At 42.4% G+C, this 18006-nt stretch carries 20 protein-coding genes; 9 read left to right on the top strand and 11 right to left on the bottom strand.

Annotated features, from left to right (window positions below; all coding sequences use genetic code 11):
• The first annotated feature begins 31 nt into the window (after positions 1 to 31).
• From ACG9ZB_RS03080 to ACG9ZB_RS03100, 5 genes are all read left to right on the top strand, one after another.
• Complete coding sequence (locus ACG9ZB_RS03080; protein WP_419324049.1) at positions 32 to 973, top strand: COG2958 family protein; 942 nt, start codon at positions 32 to 34, stop codon at positions 971 to 973.
• A 72-nt stretch (positions 974 to 1045) separates the two neighbouring features.
• Positions 1046 to 1435 carry a hypothetical protein gene (locus ACG9ZB_RS03085; RefSeq protein WP_004978867.1) on the top strand — a complete coding sequence of 130 codons (390 nt, stop codon included), beginning with the start codon at positions 1046 to 1048 and terminating at the stop codon, positions 1433 to 1435.
• 299 nt (positions 1436 to 1734) lie between these two features.
• The gene (locus ACG9ZB_RS03090) at positions 1735 to 2256 is read left to right on the top strand and encodes a hypothetical protein (protein WP_419324051.1); all 522 of its coding nucleotides are present in this window, start codon (positions 1735 to 1737) and stop codon (positions 2254 to 2256) included.
• Positions 2257 to 2424: 168 nt separating this feature from the next.
• Positions 2425 to 2988 (top strand): hypothetical protein, encoded by a 564-nt coding sequence (locus ACG9ZB_RS03095; RefSeq protein WP_419324053.1) that lies wholly within the window; start codon positions 2425 to 2427, stop codon positions 2986 to 2988.
• An 89-nt stretch (positions 2989 to 3077) separates the two neighbouring features.
• Positions 3078 to 4315 (top strand): IS3 family transposase gene (locus ACG9ZB_RS03100; protein WP_419324055.1). Its coding sequence is split into 2 segments (ribosomal slippage): positions 3078 to 3414 and positions 3414 to 4315, totalling 1239 coding nucleotides; the frame shifts between segments, so codons are not numbered across the junction.
• 52 nt (positions 4316 to 4367) lie between these two features.
• Here ACG9ZB_RS03100 and ACG9ZB_RS03105 read toward each other — a convergent pair.
• The 3 genes from ACG9ZB_RS03105 to ACG9ZB_RS03115 form a co-directional block, all read right to left on the bottom strand.
• A complete protein-coding gene (locus ACG9ZB_RS03105; protein ID WP_419324057.1) occupies positions 4368 to 5324 on the bottom strand; it encodes a 2-hydroxyacid dehydrogenase in 957 nt (318 codons plus the stop codon).
• Between the two features lie 123 nt (positions 5325 to 5447).
• Entirely contained in the window at positions 5448 to 5642 is a 195-nt protein-coding gene (locus ACG9ZB_RS03110) for a hypothetical protein (protein WP_419324059.1), read from the bottom strand.
• A gap of 120 nt (positions 5643 to 5762) precedes the next feature.
• Entirely contained in the window at positions 5763 to 7049 is a 1287-nt protein-coding gene (locus ACG9ZB_RS03115) for a hypothetical protein (protein WP_419324060.1), read from the bottom strand.
• A 122-nt stretch (positions 7050 to 7171) separates the two neighbouring features.
• Between ACG9ZB_RS03115 and ACG9ZB_RS03120 the strand changes: the two genes are divergently transcribed.
• Both ACG9ZB_RS03120 and ACG9ZB_RS03125 read left to right on the top strand, forming a co-directional pair.
• Positions 7172 to 7951, top strand: coding sequence for a class I SAM-dependent methyltransferase (locus ACG9ZB_RS03120; RefSeq protein ID WP_419324062.1), 780 nt, complete (start codon positions 7172 to 7174; stop codon positions 7949 to 7951).
• Between the two features lie 12 nt (positions 7952 to 7963).
• Positions 7964 to 8524 (top strand): hypothetical protein, encoded by a 561-nt coding sequence (locus ACG9ZB_RS03125; protein WP_419324064.1) that lies wholly within the window; start codon positions 7964 to 7966, stop codon positions 8522 to 8524.
• A gap of 102 nt (positions 8525 to 8626) precedes the next feature.
• Here ACG9ZB_RS03125 and ACG9ZB_RS03130 read toward each other — a convergent pair whose 3' ends face one another.
• From ACG9ZB_RS03130 to ACG9ZB_RS03140, 3 genes are read right to left on the bottom strand one after another with little or no spacing between them, the layout of a single operon-like run.
• On the bottom strand, positions 8627 to 8992 hold the full coding sequence (locus tag ACG9ZB_RS03130; RefSeq protein WP_419324183.1) for a GFA family protein: 366 nt from the start codon (positions 8990 to 8992) through the stop codon (positions 8627 to 8629).
• Between the two features lie 57 nt (positions 8993 to 9049).
• Positions 9050 to 10261 carry a TIGR03862 family flavoprotein gene (locus ACG9ZB_RS03135; RefSeq protein WP_419324066.1) on the bottom strand — a complete coding sequence of 404 codons (1212 nt, stop codon included), beginning with the start codon at positions 10259 to 10261 and terminating at the stop codon, positions 9050 to 9052.
• A 3-nt stretch (positions 10262 to 10264) separates the two neighbouring features.
• On the bottom strand, positions 10265 to 10924 hold the full coding sequence (locus tag ACG9ZB_RS03140) for an SAM-dependent methyltransferase (protein WP_419324185.1): 660 nt from the start codon (positions 10922 to 10924) through the stop codon (positions 10265 to 10267).
• A gap of 85 nt (positions 10925 to 11009) precedes the next feature.
• On the opposite strand from ACG9ZB_RS03140, the gene ACG9ZB_RS03145 reads away from it, so the two are divergent.
• Positions 11010 to 11183 carry a DNA gyrase inhibitor YacG gene (locus tag ACG9ZB_RS03145; protein WP_259233708.1) on the top strand — a complete coding sequence of 58 codons (174 nt, stop codon included), beginning with the start codon at positions 11010 to 11012 and terminating at the stop codon, positions 11181 to 11183.
• 396 nt (positions 11184 to 11579) lie between these two features.
• Here ACG9ZB_RS03145 and ACG9ZB_RS03150 read toward each other — a convergent pair whose 3' ends face one another.
• From ACG9ZB_RS03150 to ACG9ZB_RS03170, 5 genes are all read right to left on the bottom strand, one after another.
• The gene (locus ACG9ZB_RS03150; protein ID WP_236769187.1) at positions 11580 to 12224 is read right to left on the bottom strand and encodes an MBL fold metallo-hydrolase; all 645 of its coding nucleotides are present in this window, start codon (positions 12222 to 12224) and stop codon (positions 11580 to 11582) included.
• A gap of 12 nt (positions 12225 to 12236) precedes the next feature.
• Complete coding sequence (gene hemH, locus ACG9ZB_RS03155; protein WP_419324068.1) at positions 12237 to 13259, bottom strand: ferrochelatase; 1023 nt, start codon at positions 13257 to 13259, stop codon at positions 12237 to 12239.
• A 69-nt stretch (positions 13260 to 13328) separates the two neighbouring features.
• Positions 13329 to 14354, bottom strand: coding sequence for a DUF4062 domain-containing protein (locus ACG9ZB_RS03160; protein ID WP_419324070.1), 1026 nt, complete (start codon positions 14352 to 14354; stop codon positions 13329 to 13331).
• Positions 14355 to 14485: 131 nt separating this feature from the next.
• Positions 14486 to 15355 (bottom strand): glutamate racemase, encoded by an 870-nt coding sequence (murI, locus tag ACG9ZB_RS03165; protein ID WP_419324072.1) that lies wholly within the window; start codon positions 15353 to 15355, stop codon positions 14486 to 14488.
• Between the two features lie 47 nt (positions 15356 to 15402).
• Positions 15403 to 16014 (bottom strand): DUF1285 domain-containing protein, encoded by a 612-nt coding sequence (locus ACG9ZB_RS03170; RefSeq protein WP_419324074.1) that lies wholly within the window; start codon positions 16012 to 16014, stop codon positions 15403 to 15405.
• Positions 16015 to 16205: 191 nt separating this feature from the next.
• Between ACG9ZB_RS03170 and ACG9ZB_RS03175 the strand changes: the two genes are divergently transcribed.
• Positions 16206 to 17918, top strand: coding sequence for an electron transfer flavoprotein-ubiquinone oxidoreductase (locus ACG9ZB_RS03175; protein ID WP_317455252.1), 1713 nt, complete (start codon positions 16206 to 16208; stop codon positions 17916 to 17918).
• The last annotated feature ends 88 nt before the right edge of the window (positions 17919 to 18006 follow it).

The raw sequence follows: 18006 nt of genomic DNA on the forward strand, positions 1-18006 counted from the left end.
TTGATAGTGGGGTTTTTTACATATTGATGAAATGAAATTATCACAACCACAAAAAGTCGCGGAATTTTTAAAAGCACATCCAACTCAAAAATTCACTGCTCGAGAAATTGCTCTAGGGATAACAAAGCTTTATCCAAATGACTACCTAGAAAAAAGAAGCAACTCACGATTTTCGAATGAAGAAGATTTTTTAAATCAAGTTATTGCTGAAATAGGTGCACATAAAAAAGCAATCCTGAAAATCGAGCCAAGAATTCAAATGCAAGACAGGCCTAGACCGCGCTTGTATTGGTTTGAACAAAATAACATCCCCTTACTTGATTTAGATAATTCAGAAAATATTCCTCTCGATGATGAGCAAGAAGTAGTATCTACTCCAACGTATAAAGTACTCTCAGAACATGATTTATATCCTGTTCTCATCGAATATTTGTCTAAAGAGTTAAACCTCTATAGCCTGAGAATTGATGAAAAAAAGTCTTCAAATAATCGAGGACAAAATGGTAATCAATGGTTACACCCTGATATTGTTGCTATACAGCCTATTGATAAAAAGTGGCATGAACTAGTGAAGACCTGCGTTAAACATGGTTCAGGTCAGAATGTTCGGCTTTGGTCATTCGAGGTAAAAAAAGAACTAAATAACTCAAATATTAGAAGTAGCTTTTTCCAAGCTGTTAGTAATTCAAGTTGGGCAAATGAAGGATATTTAGTTGCAACCTCAATTTCTACCAATGAAGTTGAAGAAGAACTGCGTATGCTTTCAGCTTTACATGGTATAGGTGTAATTTTACTCAATCCAGAAAATCCAACTGAAAGTGAAATCTTACTTCCTGCTCGCCGAAGACCCGAAGTGGATTGGCAATCAATAAATCGAATTTTAAATGAGAATTCAGACTTTAAAAATTTTATCGAATTGGTCTCAATTTATTACCAAACTGGCCGTATTCGCACACAAGATTGGAATCGTTAATCACTGAGCTATAGTCATTTTCCAACTGATTCCCTATACTCAACCTAACAACTCGCAACAAGAACGAACCTTATGAAATTAAAAACTGTACTTTTCGCTACTTTTGCTGCCCTTTCTATTACAGCATGTACATCTCAACCAACGATTCCACAGTTGACAGCGGGTGTATTACAGGAAGTCCAAGACATTGAAGTCTATCCAGATACAACCAATAACAAAGCAAAACTGACCAAATTTGAAGACAAATGCGTCATCGAATTTACTGGCAACCTCAAAGCAGGCAAAGTCGTAGAACAGTGGGCGTTCCGTGACTACACCCTCATCACAGGTGGCTCAGCAACCTTTGCACTCGATGGCACTAGCACAGCAACCAAATTTGAATTACACGATGCAGAAGTACAGAAAAACTTCCTCGCACTACGTAATCACTTTGCAAAAGAAGCCTTAGCGCAATGTAACTAAGCAAATCGTCATCACTGGTGCAACATCAGTGATGACTTCCTCTCAAATGCCTTCCGCTTCATATCTTTTATTTCAACACCAGTCTTCATACTTGTTACATTTAAAACAACGACCATGCATAAACTTACATAATTTTAATGAATTAACTGAACGACACAATTTTCAGCCCATTGTTCATGCGCTGTTGCCGCATTGTGCGACTTTCATATCAAACGCTATTTTTGAGCTCATTTCTGTCTATGATGACTGCTGTTCTGAACTCCTCATCGGGTTCTGTCATAAGAGGTAGAAAATCAAAGATGAAAGTTTTAACAAAAACACTCACCGCTTCGGCTTTAACCACTGCACTTTTAGCTTCCACTTCCCTATTTGCAAATACCACAGCCAATACATCGGCCAATGTTCAAGTTCAAACCTCGCAGCCAAGCGTATTGCAAAACTTAAAACATGATGTCAAACATGCCGCGCATGCGACAGGTGAAACGGTTGAGCATGGTGTCGACAAAACCAAAGCATTCAGCAAAGAAAAATGGCAAGACACCAAAGAATTTTCAGCTGAAAAATCTGCTGTCGTAAAAGATAAGGCAGGTGACGTTAAAGACTCTGTTGAGCATAACACCAAAAAAAGTGGTCACTATATAGCGGATAAAGCAAAACAAGGCCAACAAGCGACCAAACAAAAATGGCAGGAAACTAAGCAGGCTGTCAGTGTTCAACCTAAACGTGCTGACGTAAATGGGCAGGCTCAAGTGGAATTAGATACACCTGTTGCTAAAGCCAAAGTCGGTTCATCTGCGGATGCTGCCGTTGGCGCGAAGTAGAAGTTAAACTCCTCCAGAGTTGAAAGAGTCCACATGCTGGGCTCTTTTTTTTAGCTATATACATTTACACAGGATGCTTGTTTACAACCAAGCACATGAAATTCACACAAAGAGGCTTTATGCTAAAACGCTGATTTATGCACGATAGCCCAAGAGGTACACTGCTCTATGAACATGATGAAAACAACACTCTTCTGCGCTCTTTTAATGACAACAGCAGGTGTATGGGCACAAACAGAAACCACCACTCAGCAAGCGCAAAAGCCAATTACGCCTTATGGTAAAAACCCCAATATCTTTCACGTTTGGGCTTATAAAACTCAAGAAGGTGTGATTAACACGGCAGAAAAAGTCGGTACAGCAACACAAAAAGGCATCCAAAAAATTCGCCCTTCTGCACACCAAGCCCTGGATAGTGCAAAAACCATCACCAACGACACCGCAGAACAAGCCAAAGAAACAGGACAGCAAGTCACCCAAAGTGTGAATAAAAAACTGCATGAAACCAAGCAAGTGATTACTGGTCAAACGGATCAACCCGCCCCCATTTACCAAGGCAGTTTAAGTCAACCGTCATCTGCACCTGTAGATGCTCCTGCGGTTCAAGTGCCTTCAGTCTCATCTCCACAGCCTGTCGCACCACAAACAATGAATGAACCCACGATTACCCAAGCACCATCATCATTTACACCTGCTCAAGCAGAAGAAGAAATTAAAGTGACTAAGCTTTAATAGCAAAAAAGCCCATCAGTTGATGGGCTTTTTCGTTGTCATTATTTGTCCCGTCCTGAAATAAGTTTACACCTTAAGAGACTTATTTTATGGAACATGAACGAGAACAACGAGTTAAGCGTACACAACGTGATTATAGCTTCGCCTTTAAAATGATGGTTGTACATGAAGTAGAAAAAGGGCAAATTACTTATAAACAAGCTCAGGCAAAATATGGTATTCAAGGAAGATCAACTGTGCTGGTATGGTTACGCAAGCACGGACAACAAGATTGGACTTCGAATATGCCGACTTCTTCTAAACGCCAATTGACATCCCAACAACGAATCCGCCAATTAGAAAAACAGTTAGCCGCAGAAAAGCTCAAAACTGAATTTATACAGGATGTGATTTATCACATTGATAAAGAATGTGGGACTGATCTTGGAAAAAAGTATACCGAGCACGTTTCAAAGATTGGCAAAGCCAAAGAGGACTAAGCGTTTCACGTTATTGTCAGTGGTTAGGAATCACTCGACAAGCTTATTATCAAGCAGAAAAACGTGCTCAAATGACTGCACAAGTAACCGAACAAATACTCGAGTTGGTTATGGAATATCGTTGTCTCATGCCAAGTATCGTAACACGTAACCTGTATTGGCTTATTCAAGGCAAATTGTTGCAGCGTGGTTTAAAGTGTGGACGGGATCAGTTATTTAAAATATTGAAAGAAAATAATTTATTGATTCGCCCCAAGCGTCGCTACACAAAAACTACGGATAGCAAGCATTGGATGAAGAAGCATCCAAATTTATTAAAGGATTATTCAGCTGTGCAAGCCAATGAAGTCTTTGTCAGTGATATTACCTATGTTGAGAGTGCTGAAGGCGTACATTATTTATCCTTAGTGACAGATGCTTATACCCGCCAGATTAAAGGTTATAAGTTATCGAATGATATGCGTGCGGAGAATGTTGTGCAGGCTCTACATATGGCGATGCAGCATGTGACGGATCGAGCGACAAGGATGATTCACCATTCAGACAGAGGCTCTCAGTATTGCTCTGAACTATATCAATCGGCATTACGCCATTATGGGGTATGTCCATCTATGACAGATGGAGGCCTTGCGAAACAGTGTTTCTCATACCAGAATGCATTAGCAGAGCGGATTAATGGAATATTAAAGCAGGAGTTTTTAACTACACGATGTCAAACCATGAAGGAGTTAGATCACTTAATTACGGAATCTATCATGATTTATAATTGCTATAGACCACATTTAAGTTTAAATATGAACACCCCGAATCAGATGTATGAGCAAACTAAAACCGAGCTAATTGCTTAACTCGGTTTGAAGTGGAATACTGTCAATCTATTTCAGGACAAGACAATTTGCTTTAATTCACCCGACGGATTGGCTGCCCTGCTTGAAAAGCTTGAGCATTTTCCACTAACTGCTGCACCATGCGTTGACGTGCTTCGACACTGCCCCACGCACTGTGTGGTGTAATGATTAAATTCGGCATACGAGCATCCAATAAAACATTACCCTCTTTAGGTGGCTCAACGGTCAATACATCGGTTGCTGCACCCGCAATTTCACCCTGTTTTAACGCGTCTGCCAAAGCTGCTTCATTGACAATTCCACCCCGTGCACAATTAATTAAAAAGGCACTTTTTTTCATTTTTTTGAAAGCTTGAGCATCAATCAGGTCACGCGTGTCATCGGTTAATGGACAATGCAGACTGACAAAATCCGATTGCGCCAGCAAGTCATCAAAGCCCACTCGTGTTGAGTCAGCATGTGGACGGTTCGGCAAATTGCCCACTAAAACTCGCATGCCAAAGGCTTCAGCGAGTTTAGCCACTGCCTGCCCCAATTCCCCATACCCTAAAATACCTAAGGTCTTGCCGGAAAGTTCAATAATTGGGTAGTCCAGTAGGCAAAACTGCGAAGCTTTATTCCATTCACCTTGCTGCACTGCACGGTCGTATGGTAAACACGAGGTTGCCAGGTTAAGCATCAACATTAAAGTGTGCTGTGCCACCGCTGCCGTGCCATAACCCTGACAATTACACACCACAACACCTTGCGCTTTGGCTTGCTGCAAATCGATATTATTGGTGCCTGTGGCAGAGATTAAAATCAACTTTAACTGAGGGCATTGTTTTAGGGTATCGGCATCTACCATTACTTTGTTGCTAATAATCACATCTGCATCTTGTACACGGGCGACAAGTGTCTCAGCATCGGTACTTGGGTAAAGGATCAGTTCATCAAAAACAGCATGCAGTGCTTGAAAGTCCAAATCATTTTTATCTAAGGATGCATAATCTAAAAATAGGGCTTTCATTGCTCACGTCCAGTTGTTCTGCATAATGATAGAGCGCTTATTTAAACGAACTCAGCCCCACTTTTCAATGTAAACGCTGTCCTAATCACCTGAAAACAAGTACTACGTCCAGAAAAAAGCCCTCTATTTAAAGGGCTTATTGCGATGAATACGAATAGAAATACTGATTTGTTTAATCACATAAAACGTCAGGATCAGCAGGAGAATCAGGCCACCACCGAATGTAAGATAAGCTGGCTCTAAACTTTGTGCCAGTGCGCTTTGTGATGTTGAAATAAACAGTAATGTTATAAATACAGCCGACCAATGTCTTTGCATTGCTTCCACCCTATTTGATCTTTATCTGTATTGTTTAAAAGATAAACAATACTCTCATATTAAACCAAATAGGACGGAAAACAAGCGCTTGGCCTTAGACCAAAGCTCTATATGAATAAATCACATGAACACATCTGATTCAGCATCGCTTGACACCAAAAACTGCGCTGTTTCTGGAATATCCTCGACCAAATCAAAGCCACCATATTCATCACAGCTAAAGTTAAACTGCTTATAGCTAATCAGATAATAATCACTGTATTTTTTCATTAACAATGGATGCATTCCAGCGCTTAATTCGGCTTGTTCATGCACCAATTTCATGATCTGTCTGTCATTCATGACGATGGTATAACGCATGTCGTTATAGTAAATATGTACTAACCCATTGCCCTTGGCAAAAATCGGCAGCAGAAACTTATGATTTAGTGCAATGGCATCTGGTGCATAGCTTTCAATTTTCTGACTGATCATATTGAACACCAAACCATGTCCAAAATTATCCATCAACTGACAGCTATTTTCTTGTGGTAAGTTGACCTGAATGCCTAGTTTCAACAGATCAGTTTGGCTCACTTGTCGATTGCTAAGTAACTCGCGGATAATGCTTTGTTTTAGCTTGGCATCAAAAAATTGACCATCTAACTCAAGCTCATTATTTTTCAGAATTCGCCCCAAAGAAAAGCGGTGACGCGGCAACAAGTTTTCGATCACTTTACGGTAATAAAACTTGCTGTTCTTTTTCACTTCACGAATTTTTTTATAAAAATACGGCGCATCAAACTCATGACGTAAAAAATCGTGCAATAAATCTGAACTGGCTAAAACCGCAATCGCATCATGCCCTGTAAAAGGTAAGTTCAGGGTATTCAGATTCGGCATGACCATTTGTAATTTTTCATAATGCGCACGGTCTTCAGGGCAGTAAGGGTCATAAATAACAATGTATTCACACTCTGCCGAGACATCCTTCGCCTGTACCTGCATGTCATGGTTCAGCTCAGGCTGATAGAACATGTTATAGCGGTTATCCGTCACCTGTTCAGGGTCGATCGAATACTGCGGCACCAAGGCCACCACGCGCTTAAATCCAAGCAGTTTAGAGTATTTAATCGCTGCATAGCCGCCCATCGACCCTGCATAGGCAATGCGGGTTTGAAAGGGAGCAATCCAAGCGCGAATTGCATCCAACATCGCTAACATCGAAGACTCTGGAAACCATGACTTTTGTTTTGGCATAATGCCAACCACATTAAAGCCAAACTTCGCCAGCGACTTTTCTGCATTGATCGACGTTCCCTTGGCACGAGTAATTAGATCGCCAAAAGAGAAAATAAGTTCGTCCGATGAACCCTGTAAAAAAATGACACGAATCTGTTCGTCTTCAAAAATAATTTGTTTCGCCATGTCCATGCTGAGAGATTTCATTCCTATAAAGTGAGGTCATGTTCGTTCCATACAGCATAAGCGATTTCATCGAACCAAATGTGTTATTTTATAGATGCAGAGCAGATAAAAAAGCGCAAAATATGACACAATTACTCCATCCTGCGGCACAACACGGGTTTAGTGCAGCTGCTGAACTTTATCAACAAGTGCGTCCGAGTTATCCACAAGAGATCCATGCATGGCTCACCGAGCAGTTGCATTTAAACGCAGATTCTCATGTGATTGATCTTGCCTCGGGCACAGGTAAGTTTCTGCCTTATTTGATTCCACATAGTGGACAACTCACTGCCATCGAACCTGTCACCGAAATGTTGGCTCAACTCAAACTGGCTTACCCGCAGGTCGAAACATTACAAGCCTTTAGTGACCATATTCCCCTGCCTTCGCAAAGTATCGATGCAGTTTTATCTGCACAAGCCTTCCACTGGTTTGCCAACATGCACAGTTTAAAGGAAATTCACCGTGTCCTAAAACCGCAAGGGCATTTGGGCTTGGTCTGGAATCAACGCGACACTCAAGTCGACTGGGTCAATGCGCTCGCAGAACGGCTCTCTCCATTAGAAGGAGATACCCCGCGTTATCATAGTGGGCTGTGGCAAAAAGTCTTTGAACATCAACCCTTATTTCAACTCAAAAGCCTGCATCAGTTTGCCCAGGAGCAAACCGGTACAGTAGAACAAGTGGTCTCAAAACGTCTCCTTTCGACCAGCTTTATTGCCGCAATGCCACTCGAACAACAACAGGATTTAAAACATCAGTTTGAACAAATTGTGCAGCAGTACACAGGCAAACAGCCACAAGACGAAATCAGTTTTCCTTACATCACCTATGCCTATCACTTTCAAAAAATAGCAGAATAATAGGACATCGATATGAACCCACATACTCTTTCATTGAAACAGATTCTACTGCCACTTCTTTTAGGTAGTAGCTTAATCCTCACAGGCTGTAACAAAGTCAATGAACCTGCTGAGCAAGACACGCTTTCGAGCGATGATAAAATTCTGCAAGAACTCAGCTCTGAACCTGTCAAAAATTTTGCTAAAACAGCCAATGATCCACACGATATTGCGCTCTTAGTCGACTATGACCAGCGCTTCAGTAACATGAGTGATGAAATGGAAGATGAACTCATGAAAATGCGTGAGGCAGGCACGCTCTCGGATGAATTTGCAAAAACACGCAAACAAGACAATATTCAGTCTGCACTGAATATGTTGAAAGAGCTGGATCTAAAAACAGAACAAGGACGCTACATTCAAACTCTGATGTACCAATATTGGGATAACCAAGCCAAAATCATTCAAGATAAAGTCGCAGCACCACATGATAACGTGAAAGGCCTCGGTGAGCTCATTCATGCCCAAGAGCAGCTTGAACACTGGCAGTCGCAATATCCTAAGGCTCAAGATACGATGTCGACAGGCCACTAACTCAATCTCGGAAAAAGAAAAGGGATCCGACGATCCCTTTCACTAAATCTATTCTAATTATGGGCGTTCAGCATATTGTGGCAATGCATCACAAATGTTGTCCTACTCGGCTTGAGATGCCACAAAAATATGCTGCGTCGGCTTTTGCTGTAACGGGGTATCTAAAGTGCCGATCCGCAAACGGTAAAAGTCAGGGGTGTCAGCTTTAATACTGATCAAAGGTGAACCACAGTTGCCACAGAAACAGCGCTCTGTGCCTGCACTCGATGCATATTTTTTCACAACGTCCTGACCAGAGGTCAGTTTAAAATCCGCTTTAGCAATCGGTGCATTGGTTGCATAGGCCGTTCCATTGGCCTTGCGACATTTTTGACAATGGCATTGAATAATATCGCCAATCGACCCATCAATTTGATAAGTCACTGCACCGCACAGGCAGCTGCCCACATACTGCTGAAGATCCGACATCATGATGCTCCTTGAATTTTTATTCAAATTAGCACAGCTGATTTTCAGTTGCATCGCTTATGGCGATTTTTTTGCCACATTCAAATACTGTATCACACCCTCACCCGCGGCACGTCCAGTTGCAAAACATGCAGTGAGTAAGTAGCCCCCTGTAGGTGCATCCCAGTCCAACATTTCCCCACATAAAAAAACGGTGGGATTAGATTTTAATTGCAACCGCGAACTCAGCACTTCAAGGCGCACACCACCTGCACAACTAATGGCTTCTTCAATCGGACGAAAACCAGTTAAAGGAATCTGGAGTTGCTTAATCTGCTGAGCCAGTTGTTCTGGGTGATTCCAGTGATCTTTTGCAACCAACTCTCGCACTAAACTCGCCTTAGCTGCATCTAAACCAGCTTTACGCCAAACATTACTTAACGACTGCTTTTTTGTGGGTTTCAGACGCACAGCCAATTCTTGAACCGTGACATCTGGCAGTAAATCAAGCGTTAACACTAAAGGTTGGAGCTGTTTTTGCTGCGCACGCAGCGCTCGACCTTGCTTATAGACCAAACCACTTTCTAGTCCATAATGGGTGATGACGATATCGCCCATACTTTTTTCCGCATCGCCCACCCATGCTGCGATACGTTTCAGTGGCTGCCCAAAAACGGGGTGCATGTAGGTAGACCATTCATGTTCTACCCCAGCATTGCTGGCTTGAAAAGGCTCAATTTCATCGGTCTCCAACCAGTTTTGCCATGCGCCATCACTACCGAGCTGAGACCATGACACTGCTCCGCAAGCCAAGACGATCGCATCATAGCTCTGGCTATGTACTTGATCACTAAGTAAAGACTTAATTTCAAGTGTATGTTCTTTGAGGCTGAGGCATTGATGACGATAGTAAAACTTAACGTCTGACTCAACCAAACGTTTCAACCATGCACGTAATAAAGGCGCGGCTTTCATTTCAATCGGAAAAATACGCCCAGACGTTCCGACATAGGACTCAATGCCTAAATCTTTCATCCATGCTTGAATCCAGTTGGCATCCCACTTACGAATCCAAGGTGCCAACCATTCGGCTTGATCATAGCGACCAATAAACTGCTCTACAGGTTCTGCATGAGAGATATTTAGTCCTGTTTTACCCGCCATCAGGAACTTACGTGCAGCAGATGGTTTTTGCTCAAATACATCGACCTGAACCTCATATTGGCTCAACACTTCTGCCGCCATCAAACCGGCTGGGCCCGCCCCAATAATTGCAATACGCTTTGGCATGGTTTATTCAGCTTGTTCCGAAGATTGCACCTGTGGGTTCTGACCTTGCAGGGCCTGAAACGCATCAAAGCGCGTGCGATAACCTTCAGGTTTCGTGATGATTAACTGTTGGCACAACTCACCACGTTCTAAATATTTAATTTCAAAATGCGTGCGCGCTGAGCTATCCGCAATGCGCTCTTTCACAAATGGTAACTTCCACACCTCAATCAACTGTTGCTGTGCTTCTTCGATATATTCTGGAATATTGCTGGCTAAAGTAATTTGTCCGCCCACTTGTAAACGTGAAATCAGAAACTCAAAAAACGGCATATTCAACCAGCGCTGCGCAGGATTATGCGGTTCAGGGTTGGGATAAAGAATAAAGAACTGTTCAACCTGCTGCGGTTGCAAAGCATGTACCACCCAAGGCAAAGCATCGGCATGTACCAGCTGTAAATTCTGCTGACCTTCTAAGCTATGTTGTTTCTGCATCGCCACAAACTTTTCACGGGTTCGCTCAACTGCAATCAGCTTTTTCTCAGGATGATGGGCCGTAAACAATAAAGCATGTTTACCCTTGCCCGCCCCAATTTCCACACACAGTGGATCAGGACTGATCATTTGAAAATCACGAGGCGCATGCATACGCTGGGCTTGAAATTGACGAATCGGCATAATCAGATCAAACTAAGAAAAAACCGCATCAGTCTAACAACTGCCAACGTTTTTGCCTATTTCAATCCGAAAATTTTATCTGGAGTCGATCATGCCACACACTTTCCCTTGTCCCCGTTGTGGAGAAATGAGTCAATGGGAAGACAACACATTCCGCCCATTTTGTTCAGAACGTTGTAAATTGATTGACTTAGGTGCATGGGCTAATGATGAGTATCGCCTCCCAACGCAAGATGCACCGCAAGCAGAAAACTCAGAAGAATAATATGTTTAATTTCATGATATTTTTCATATTTTAAGAGAAATTGTCCATTATTTAAGATCTTAATATTCGCTTAAAAGGATAATTCGTCGACTATACTCCCGCCAAAATTGGTACATGCTCACAGCATGATCAAGTGACAAAAACAACATCCTAAAGGGGGATAAGATGAACATCCTGAGTAAGACTATTGTTTTAATTGGCGTTTTACTTGAGATCTGTCTATTCAGTTTTGGCATCTATATGCAAGATCTGTTGATCCTCTCGGTTGGACTATTAGTGGCCTTATTCTCTATCGTGTTTGCTCTAGAAACCCAACACATTTTGCATAATCCATTTCGCAAATAAAAAAGTCAGCAGCTGCTAACTTTTTTATTTTTCAATAAGACCACAAAGCGCTTAGCCTGCTTTTCCTGCCACAAAAGGGTTATGTTGTTTTTCAAAACCAATCGTACTGATTGGCCCATGTCCTGAAATAAACTGCGTCTCATCAGGTAAGCTAAAGCATTCACGCTGAATAGAGTCAATCAGCTGCTGATGATTGCCACGTGGAAAGTCGGTACGACCAATTGAGCCTTTAAACAACACGTCGCCGGTCCAAAGCAAACCATAGTTTTTGTTATAAAACATCACATGGCCCGGAGTATGTCCAGGGGCAAAACGCACTTCAAACTCTTCATTGCCCAGTTTAAGGACTTCGCCACCTTCAAGCCATGTCGTGACATCCACTTTTTCAGGAATAGGAAAACCATAACGCTGCGAGATTTCTTGGATCATATCCAACCAAAAGGCATCTTCTTTATGTGGGCCAATCACAGGGACATCCCACAGTTTTTTTAATGCCCCGACTGCTCCAGCATGATCTAAATGCCCGTGCGTCAGCCACAGCGCTTTTACCGTCAAACCCAACGCTTCGATTTCTGCTTTAAGTTTTTCAGGTTCTCCACCTGCATCAATTAAAATTGCTTCTTTACTGTCACTGTCCCAAACAATGGAACAGTTCTGTTGAAATGCCGTTACAGGCACAATTTTAACTTGCAACATAGAGTGTCAACCTCAATTCATTTTGCTGGCTAATGTCTGTTTTAAGGCATCAAGATTAGCTTGAACCAGCGTATTGAGCAATTGCAAATGATCTCCGCGGCTGTTCAAGGCTGGAATATATTGATACCGCTCTCCACCTTGAGACAAAAACAATTCAGCATTCTGAATCGCCAGTTCCTCTAAAGTTTCTAAGCAATCCGCTGAAAATGCAGGACTCATAATTTGCACCGATTTCACTCCTTGCTCTGCCCATTCGGTCAATAAGGCATCGGTATAGGGTTTCACCCATTCTTGCTTGCCAAAGCGGGATTGGAAACTGATTGCCCATTCATCTTCCGCTAGGCCTAACTCTGCCGCCACCAACTGCCCCGTGATACGGCAACGGTCGGCATAGGGATCACCCTTATCGGCATAAGGCTGTGGAATACCATGAAAAGACATTAACAGCTTTTCAGTCCCCCCATGTTCAGCACGGAAATCGCGCACACTTTGCGCTAAAGCCTGAATATATAAAGGGTGCTGATAATAATCGCGAATAATGCTCAGCCCTGGCAAATTGCGCTGCTTTGGAATCCACTTCGCGAAAGCATCATATAAAGGCGCGCTAGATGTTGCAGAATACTGCGGAAACAAAGGAAAAAGCACAATATGATCTTGAGGGTTTTGACTCAGCTCAGTAAGTAAAGACTGAATACCTGGATTGCCATAGGTCATTGCAGGGACGATATTCAGCTCAAACTCAGGGTATTGCAAAATCAACTGTTGTTGTAACGCAGCCACTTGAGTCATTAAAATCTCTCGCATTGGCGAGTCATTACCCCACACCATTTCATAAGCATGGGCAACACGCTTCGGACGAAACGGCAAAATAAATAAACGAAGAATAATCTGCCAAAGCGGTTTGGGAATTTCAATCACACGCGAATCAGATAAGAACTGATCCAAAAAGCGACGCACTGCTGAAGCTGTCGGTGCATCAGGCGTTCCCAAATTTGCCAAAATAACAGTAACTTTTGCTTTTGTTGCAGTAGACATTCAGCCCCCGTGGCTCGTTTTCGAATGTCTCTACTGTAACAGTTTTCAGTGCATTATCTAAATGGATAACTACGAAGATTTAAATTGAAAAGGCCGATCCTTTTGCAATAAATTACTCTCCAAAAGTTTAGTCGCCTTCGGGGTCAACTGCCAAAGCATGCGCTGACGATCATCTCGACCCGACTGAACAATCCAATCATTTTGACGCATTTGCATTTTGATACTGTGCAAAGCACGAATATTAATTTGCGAGCGTGCAACAGCATGAGCACGAGGCATTTCCAGACGTGCATCATTTAAACCAGTTTCGTTTAAATACTCATTTATGCGTTTGGAAAAATACTCTTCAGGAGTGGGGTGAATAAAGGTTGTCCCCAAAACAGAGAGTAATTGTGCCCAAGTCATCTGCTTTTGAATTTTCAGTTCCTTAAAGTTGCCATCTTGATAGGCATGCGTCCGATAATCAAAGGCAAAAAATTCATGCATAGCGACTTTGGGTAAAGACAAAAATGGATCGACTTCGCGTTTACCTGCTTCGGTTTCTAACTGCATCACCTTCGCTTTGAGCTTATCTATCTCGTCATGCAAGACTTGGGTATTCTGCGGACGAACCCAGCCTGATACAGGATAACGCTCCAACATCTGGGTCATATTTAAACGAACAGCCATTTCTAAGTCACGCATGGTCCGATAAGTGAAAACCTGATCAACTTCCTGTTGCAATAGTTTTCTAAAATCTTTGAATTTTTCACGTAACTCAGGCTTGTCATCATGCAAATTAGGATCACGCGCATCTGGATCATCATGCATAAAGACAATAATCGGCTTTTGTTTGGTGACCGCATAAATGTATTCGAGATGCATATAGCCCACACCCGATACAGACTGTTCCCCATATTTGCTGCCCAGCAACAATATGACATAGTCACAGTCATCGATCTGACGACGTGCAAAAGCCGTTGAAAGTGGTGTCCGTTGTTCTAATCCCCAAGAAAAAAATCCCATGCCCACTAAAGTTTGGGCCAAAATGATCCTCTCTGGCTGCATCTCGCTTCCAGAGGTGGTTATAAACACTTGATAACGCTTATCGAGCATCGGTTATCCTCATTATTCTTCGCAGCATCCTATCCCCCAAATTCCATTAGATAGACACTGCGACTAACTCAAGCATATTAAGTTGCAATTTTTGACTATATATCAAAATACTCGACTTATTTGCTTAAGAATTAAGCAGATATATTTAAAATAGTCCAACTTAGTTCTGGTTCAATCAAAAGTTGTAAGATAGGTCTCAAACTTTCTGCATTATTCCCACTGACATAACATTCAATTCGAACATCACCTTCATGATTTTGTTCAAATAATAACTCATTTTTGATTAAAATACGGGCTGTTTGTCGTGCAACTGCCAGTCCAGAGTCAATTAGTGTCAGTTTCTGACCAAAAATAGATTGTATCGCTATTTTCAAAAAAGGGTAATGGGTACAGCCTAAAACTAAGTAATCTGCACCCTGATCGACAACAGGTTCTAAAATATCTTTTAACGTGGCTAAACATGCCGCACTCATCTGTGCGCCACTTTCAACAAAAGGTACTAAATCTAAGCAAGTCACTGGAATCACTGTGACTCCCGAAGGCTGTGCAAACTTATCAACCACATCTTTAATCAGTTGCCCACGAAAGGTCGCAGGGGTTGCTAGTACAGCTACGGTTTTGGATTTACTTTGCAATACCGCAGGTTTTAGGGCCGGAACAAGCCCGATAATCGGGAAATTGTCGCCATAGTGCTCACGTAAATAATCCAAACTAAAGGCAGAAGCGGTATTACACGCCACAACTGCAACCTTACAGCCTTTGCGGTAAAGCCACTCAATCGCTTGTGCAGTCAATTCTCGAATATTTTGATCATCGCGCGGCCCATAAGGCACATGTGCGGTATCAGCAAAATAAATAAATCGTTCATGTGGTAAATGCTTGGCAATTTCTTGAGCGATGGATAAGCCGCCTATCCCCGAATCAAATATCCCGATTGGCGCATCGGCTGTCGCTTTTGGCATGGGGTTGATCATAGGGAATAAGGGCTGAATGGCACTCATGAGGACTCGTTGCAGTATAAAGTTAAAAGATCAATCAAGCTTAAACCTCAGGTGCCTAATTGCAAGCGCAAATCACCACTTCGTAACACTAAAATGGATTCACCTTTTTCATTTTCAAGCAGTTCCCCCATCTCAACCAAATGAAAGAATGCTGCACGCTGTATCAGTGCATTAATTCCAAAACGCACATGCACATAAGGACGCAATTCACCTTGATATTCACGCATAAAAATGGGATGGTCTTCATCAACAATCACCACATCCTGTGTGGTCGTGGTCAGTTGTAAGTAAATTTTTCCTGCGATTTCGACTTGATCGACCTGATTGACAAATAAAGGCTCATCTTCTACCTTGATTTCAATCTGCTCGACAGGAGTTTTGAGATAAAACTTATCTTCTTCTTTCCAAAGTACCGTTGCAAACAGCTCAATCATGGCTTGGCGTTTGATCAATTGACCTTCGTGCCACCATTCTCCATTGGCTAAAACCTTCAAATCCATTGCGCCACAATGCTTTGGGTGCCATTGATCTAAAGGGGGGATTGACCTTTTGTGACCGGTCTGTCCATCTTTTATGTATTGTGCAATATCGGTTAAGTTTTTATTATCAGCAATAGCTACTTTTTTCGTCGGATTTTCTGAGTTGTGCTGCTTATCCATAAAATTCATGCCTGTCTGACGGAAAAATAATATGATTCAGCCAATTGGCTAAAACTCGGTTTAAACCTATACTAGCTCACAATATAAAAGACACGATGATAAATTTTGTGTCTGGGAACTAAGAACACTCATGGCAGCACCTTTCTTTGAGTCAAAACGGTTGCCACCTTTAACCATATGAGGAGTCCTACATGGAACACATCGAACGTGAATCGATGGAGTTTGACGTAGTCATCGTTGGCGCAGGCCCTGCTGGCCTTTCTGCTGCGATTAAAATTCGTCAACTTGCAATTGAAAACAACCTTAATGATCTGTCCGTTTGTGTCGTAGAAAAAGGCTCTGAAGTTGGTGCGCATATCCTTTCAGGTGCTGTGCTCGAACCGCGTGCGATCAATGAGTTGTTCCCAAACTGGAAAGAAGAAGGCGCGCCTTTAAATGTTCCAGTAACTGAAGATAAAACATATTTCTTAATGTCTGCTGAAAAGTCACAAGAAGCGCCGCACTGGATGGTTCCTAAAACCATGCACAATGATGGCAATTATGTGATTTCACTCGGTAACGTGGTGCGTTGGTTAGGCCAAAAAGCTGAAGAATTAGAAGTGTCTATTTTCCCAGGTTTTGCTGCATCTGAAATTCTTTATCATGCCGATGGTACCGTTAAAGGCATCCAAACTGGTGATATGGGGATTGGTAAAGATGGTGAACCAACACATAACTTTACCCCAGGCTATGAACTACATGCCAAATATACGATTTTTGCGGAAGGCTGTCGTGGTCATTTAGGTAAGCGCCTAATTGCCAAGTTCGATCTCGATAAAGATGCAGACCCTCAACACTATGGTATCGGCATCAAAGAACTATGGGAAATTGACCCTGCAAAACACAAACCAGGTTTGGTGATGCACGGTGCAGGTTGGCCTCTAGCTGAAACCGGTTCTTCTGGTGGTTGGTGGTTATATCACGCTGAAAACAACCAAGTGACGTTGGGTATGATCGTGGATTTATCTTACGAAAACCCACACATGTATCCATTTGCAGAAATGCAGCGTTGGAAAACGCATCCACTTATTAAGCAATATCTTGAGGGTGGCAAACGTATTTCTTATGGCGCACGTGCGGTTGTAAAAGGCGGTTTCAACTCTCTGCCGAAGTTCACCTTCCCAGGTGGCTCTTTAATTGGTGATGATGCAGGCTTCCTAAACTTCGCTAAAATTAAAGGCTCTCACACTGCCATGAAATCGGGCATGTTGTGTGGCGAAGCGGTATTCGAAGCGATTCAAGCTGGCGTTGAAAAAGGTGGTGACCTTGCAATTGCTCGTGTAACTGAAGGCGAAGATTTCTTTGTGAAAGAGCTAACGGCATACACTGAAAAATTCAACAACAGCTGGCTGAAAGAAGAACTTTATAGCGCGCGTAACTTTGGTCCTGCAATGCATAAGTTTGGTCAATGGATGGGCGGTGCGTTTAACTTCATCGACCAAAACGTGTTTAAAATACCGTTTACCTTGCATGATTTAGTGCCTGATTTCAGCGCACTCAAAACTGTAGATGCTGCGACCTTCAAACCGAATTATCCAAAACCAGATGGTAAAATTACATTTGATCGTCTGTCTTCAGTATTCGTATCGAATACCGTTCACGAAGAGAACCAGCCTGCTCACTTGAAACTGACAGATGCTTCTATTCCTGTAAATGTGAACTTACCAAAATGGGACGAGCCAGCTCAGCGCTACTGCCCTGCTGGCGTTTATGAAATTATGGAAGAGAATGACGGTTCTAAGCGTTTCCAAATTAACGCGGCAAACTGTGTTCACTGTAAGACGTGTGATATCAAAGATCCGTCTCAAAACATTACTTGGGTAACACCTGAAGGTGGTGGTGGTCCTAACTACCCGAATATGTAATTCCTTGCGACACGGTAAAGCGGTTGCTTTGCTAACCGTGTCTCATACCCGAACATGTAATCTTAAAACGGGCTTGCACTGAAGTACA

The organism is Acinetobacter johnsonii (assembly GCF_048551975.1).
GTDB lineage: Bacteria > Pseudomonadota > Gammaproteobacteria > Pseudomonadales > Moraxellaceae > Acinetobacter > Acinetobacter johnsonii_A.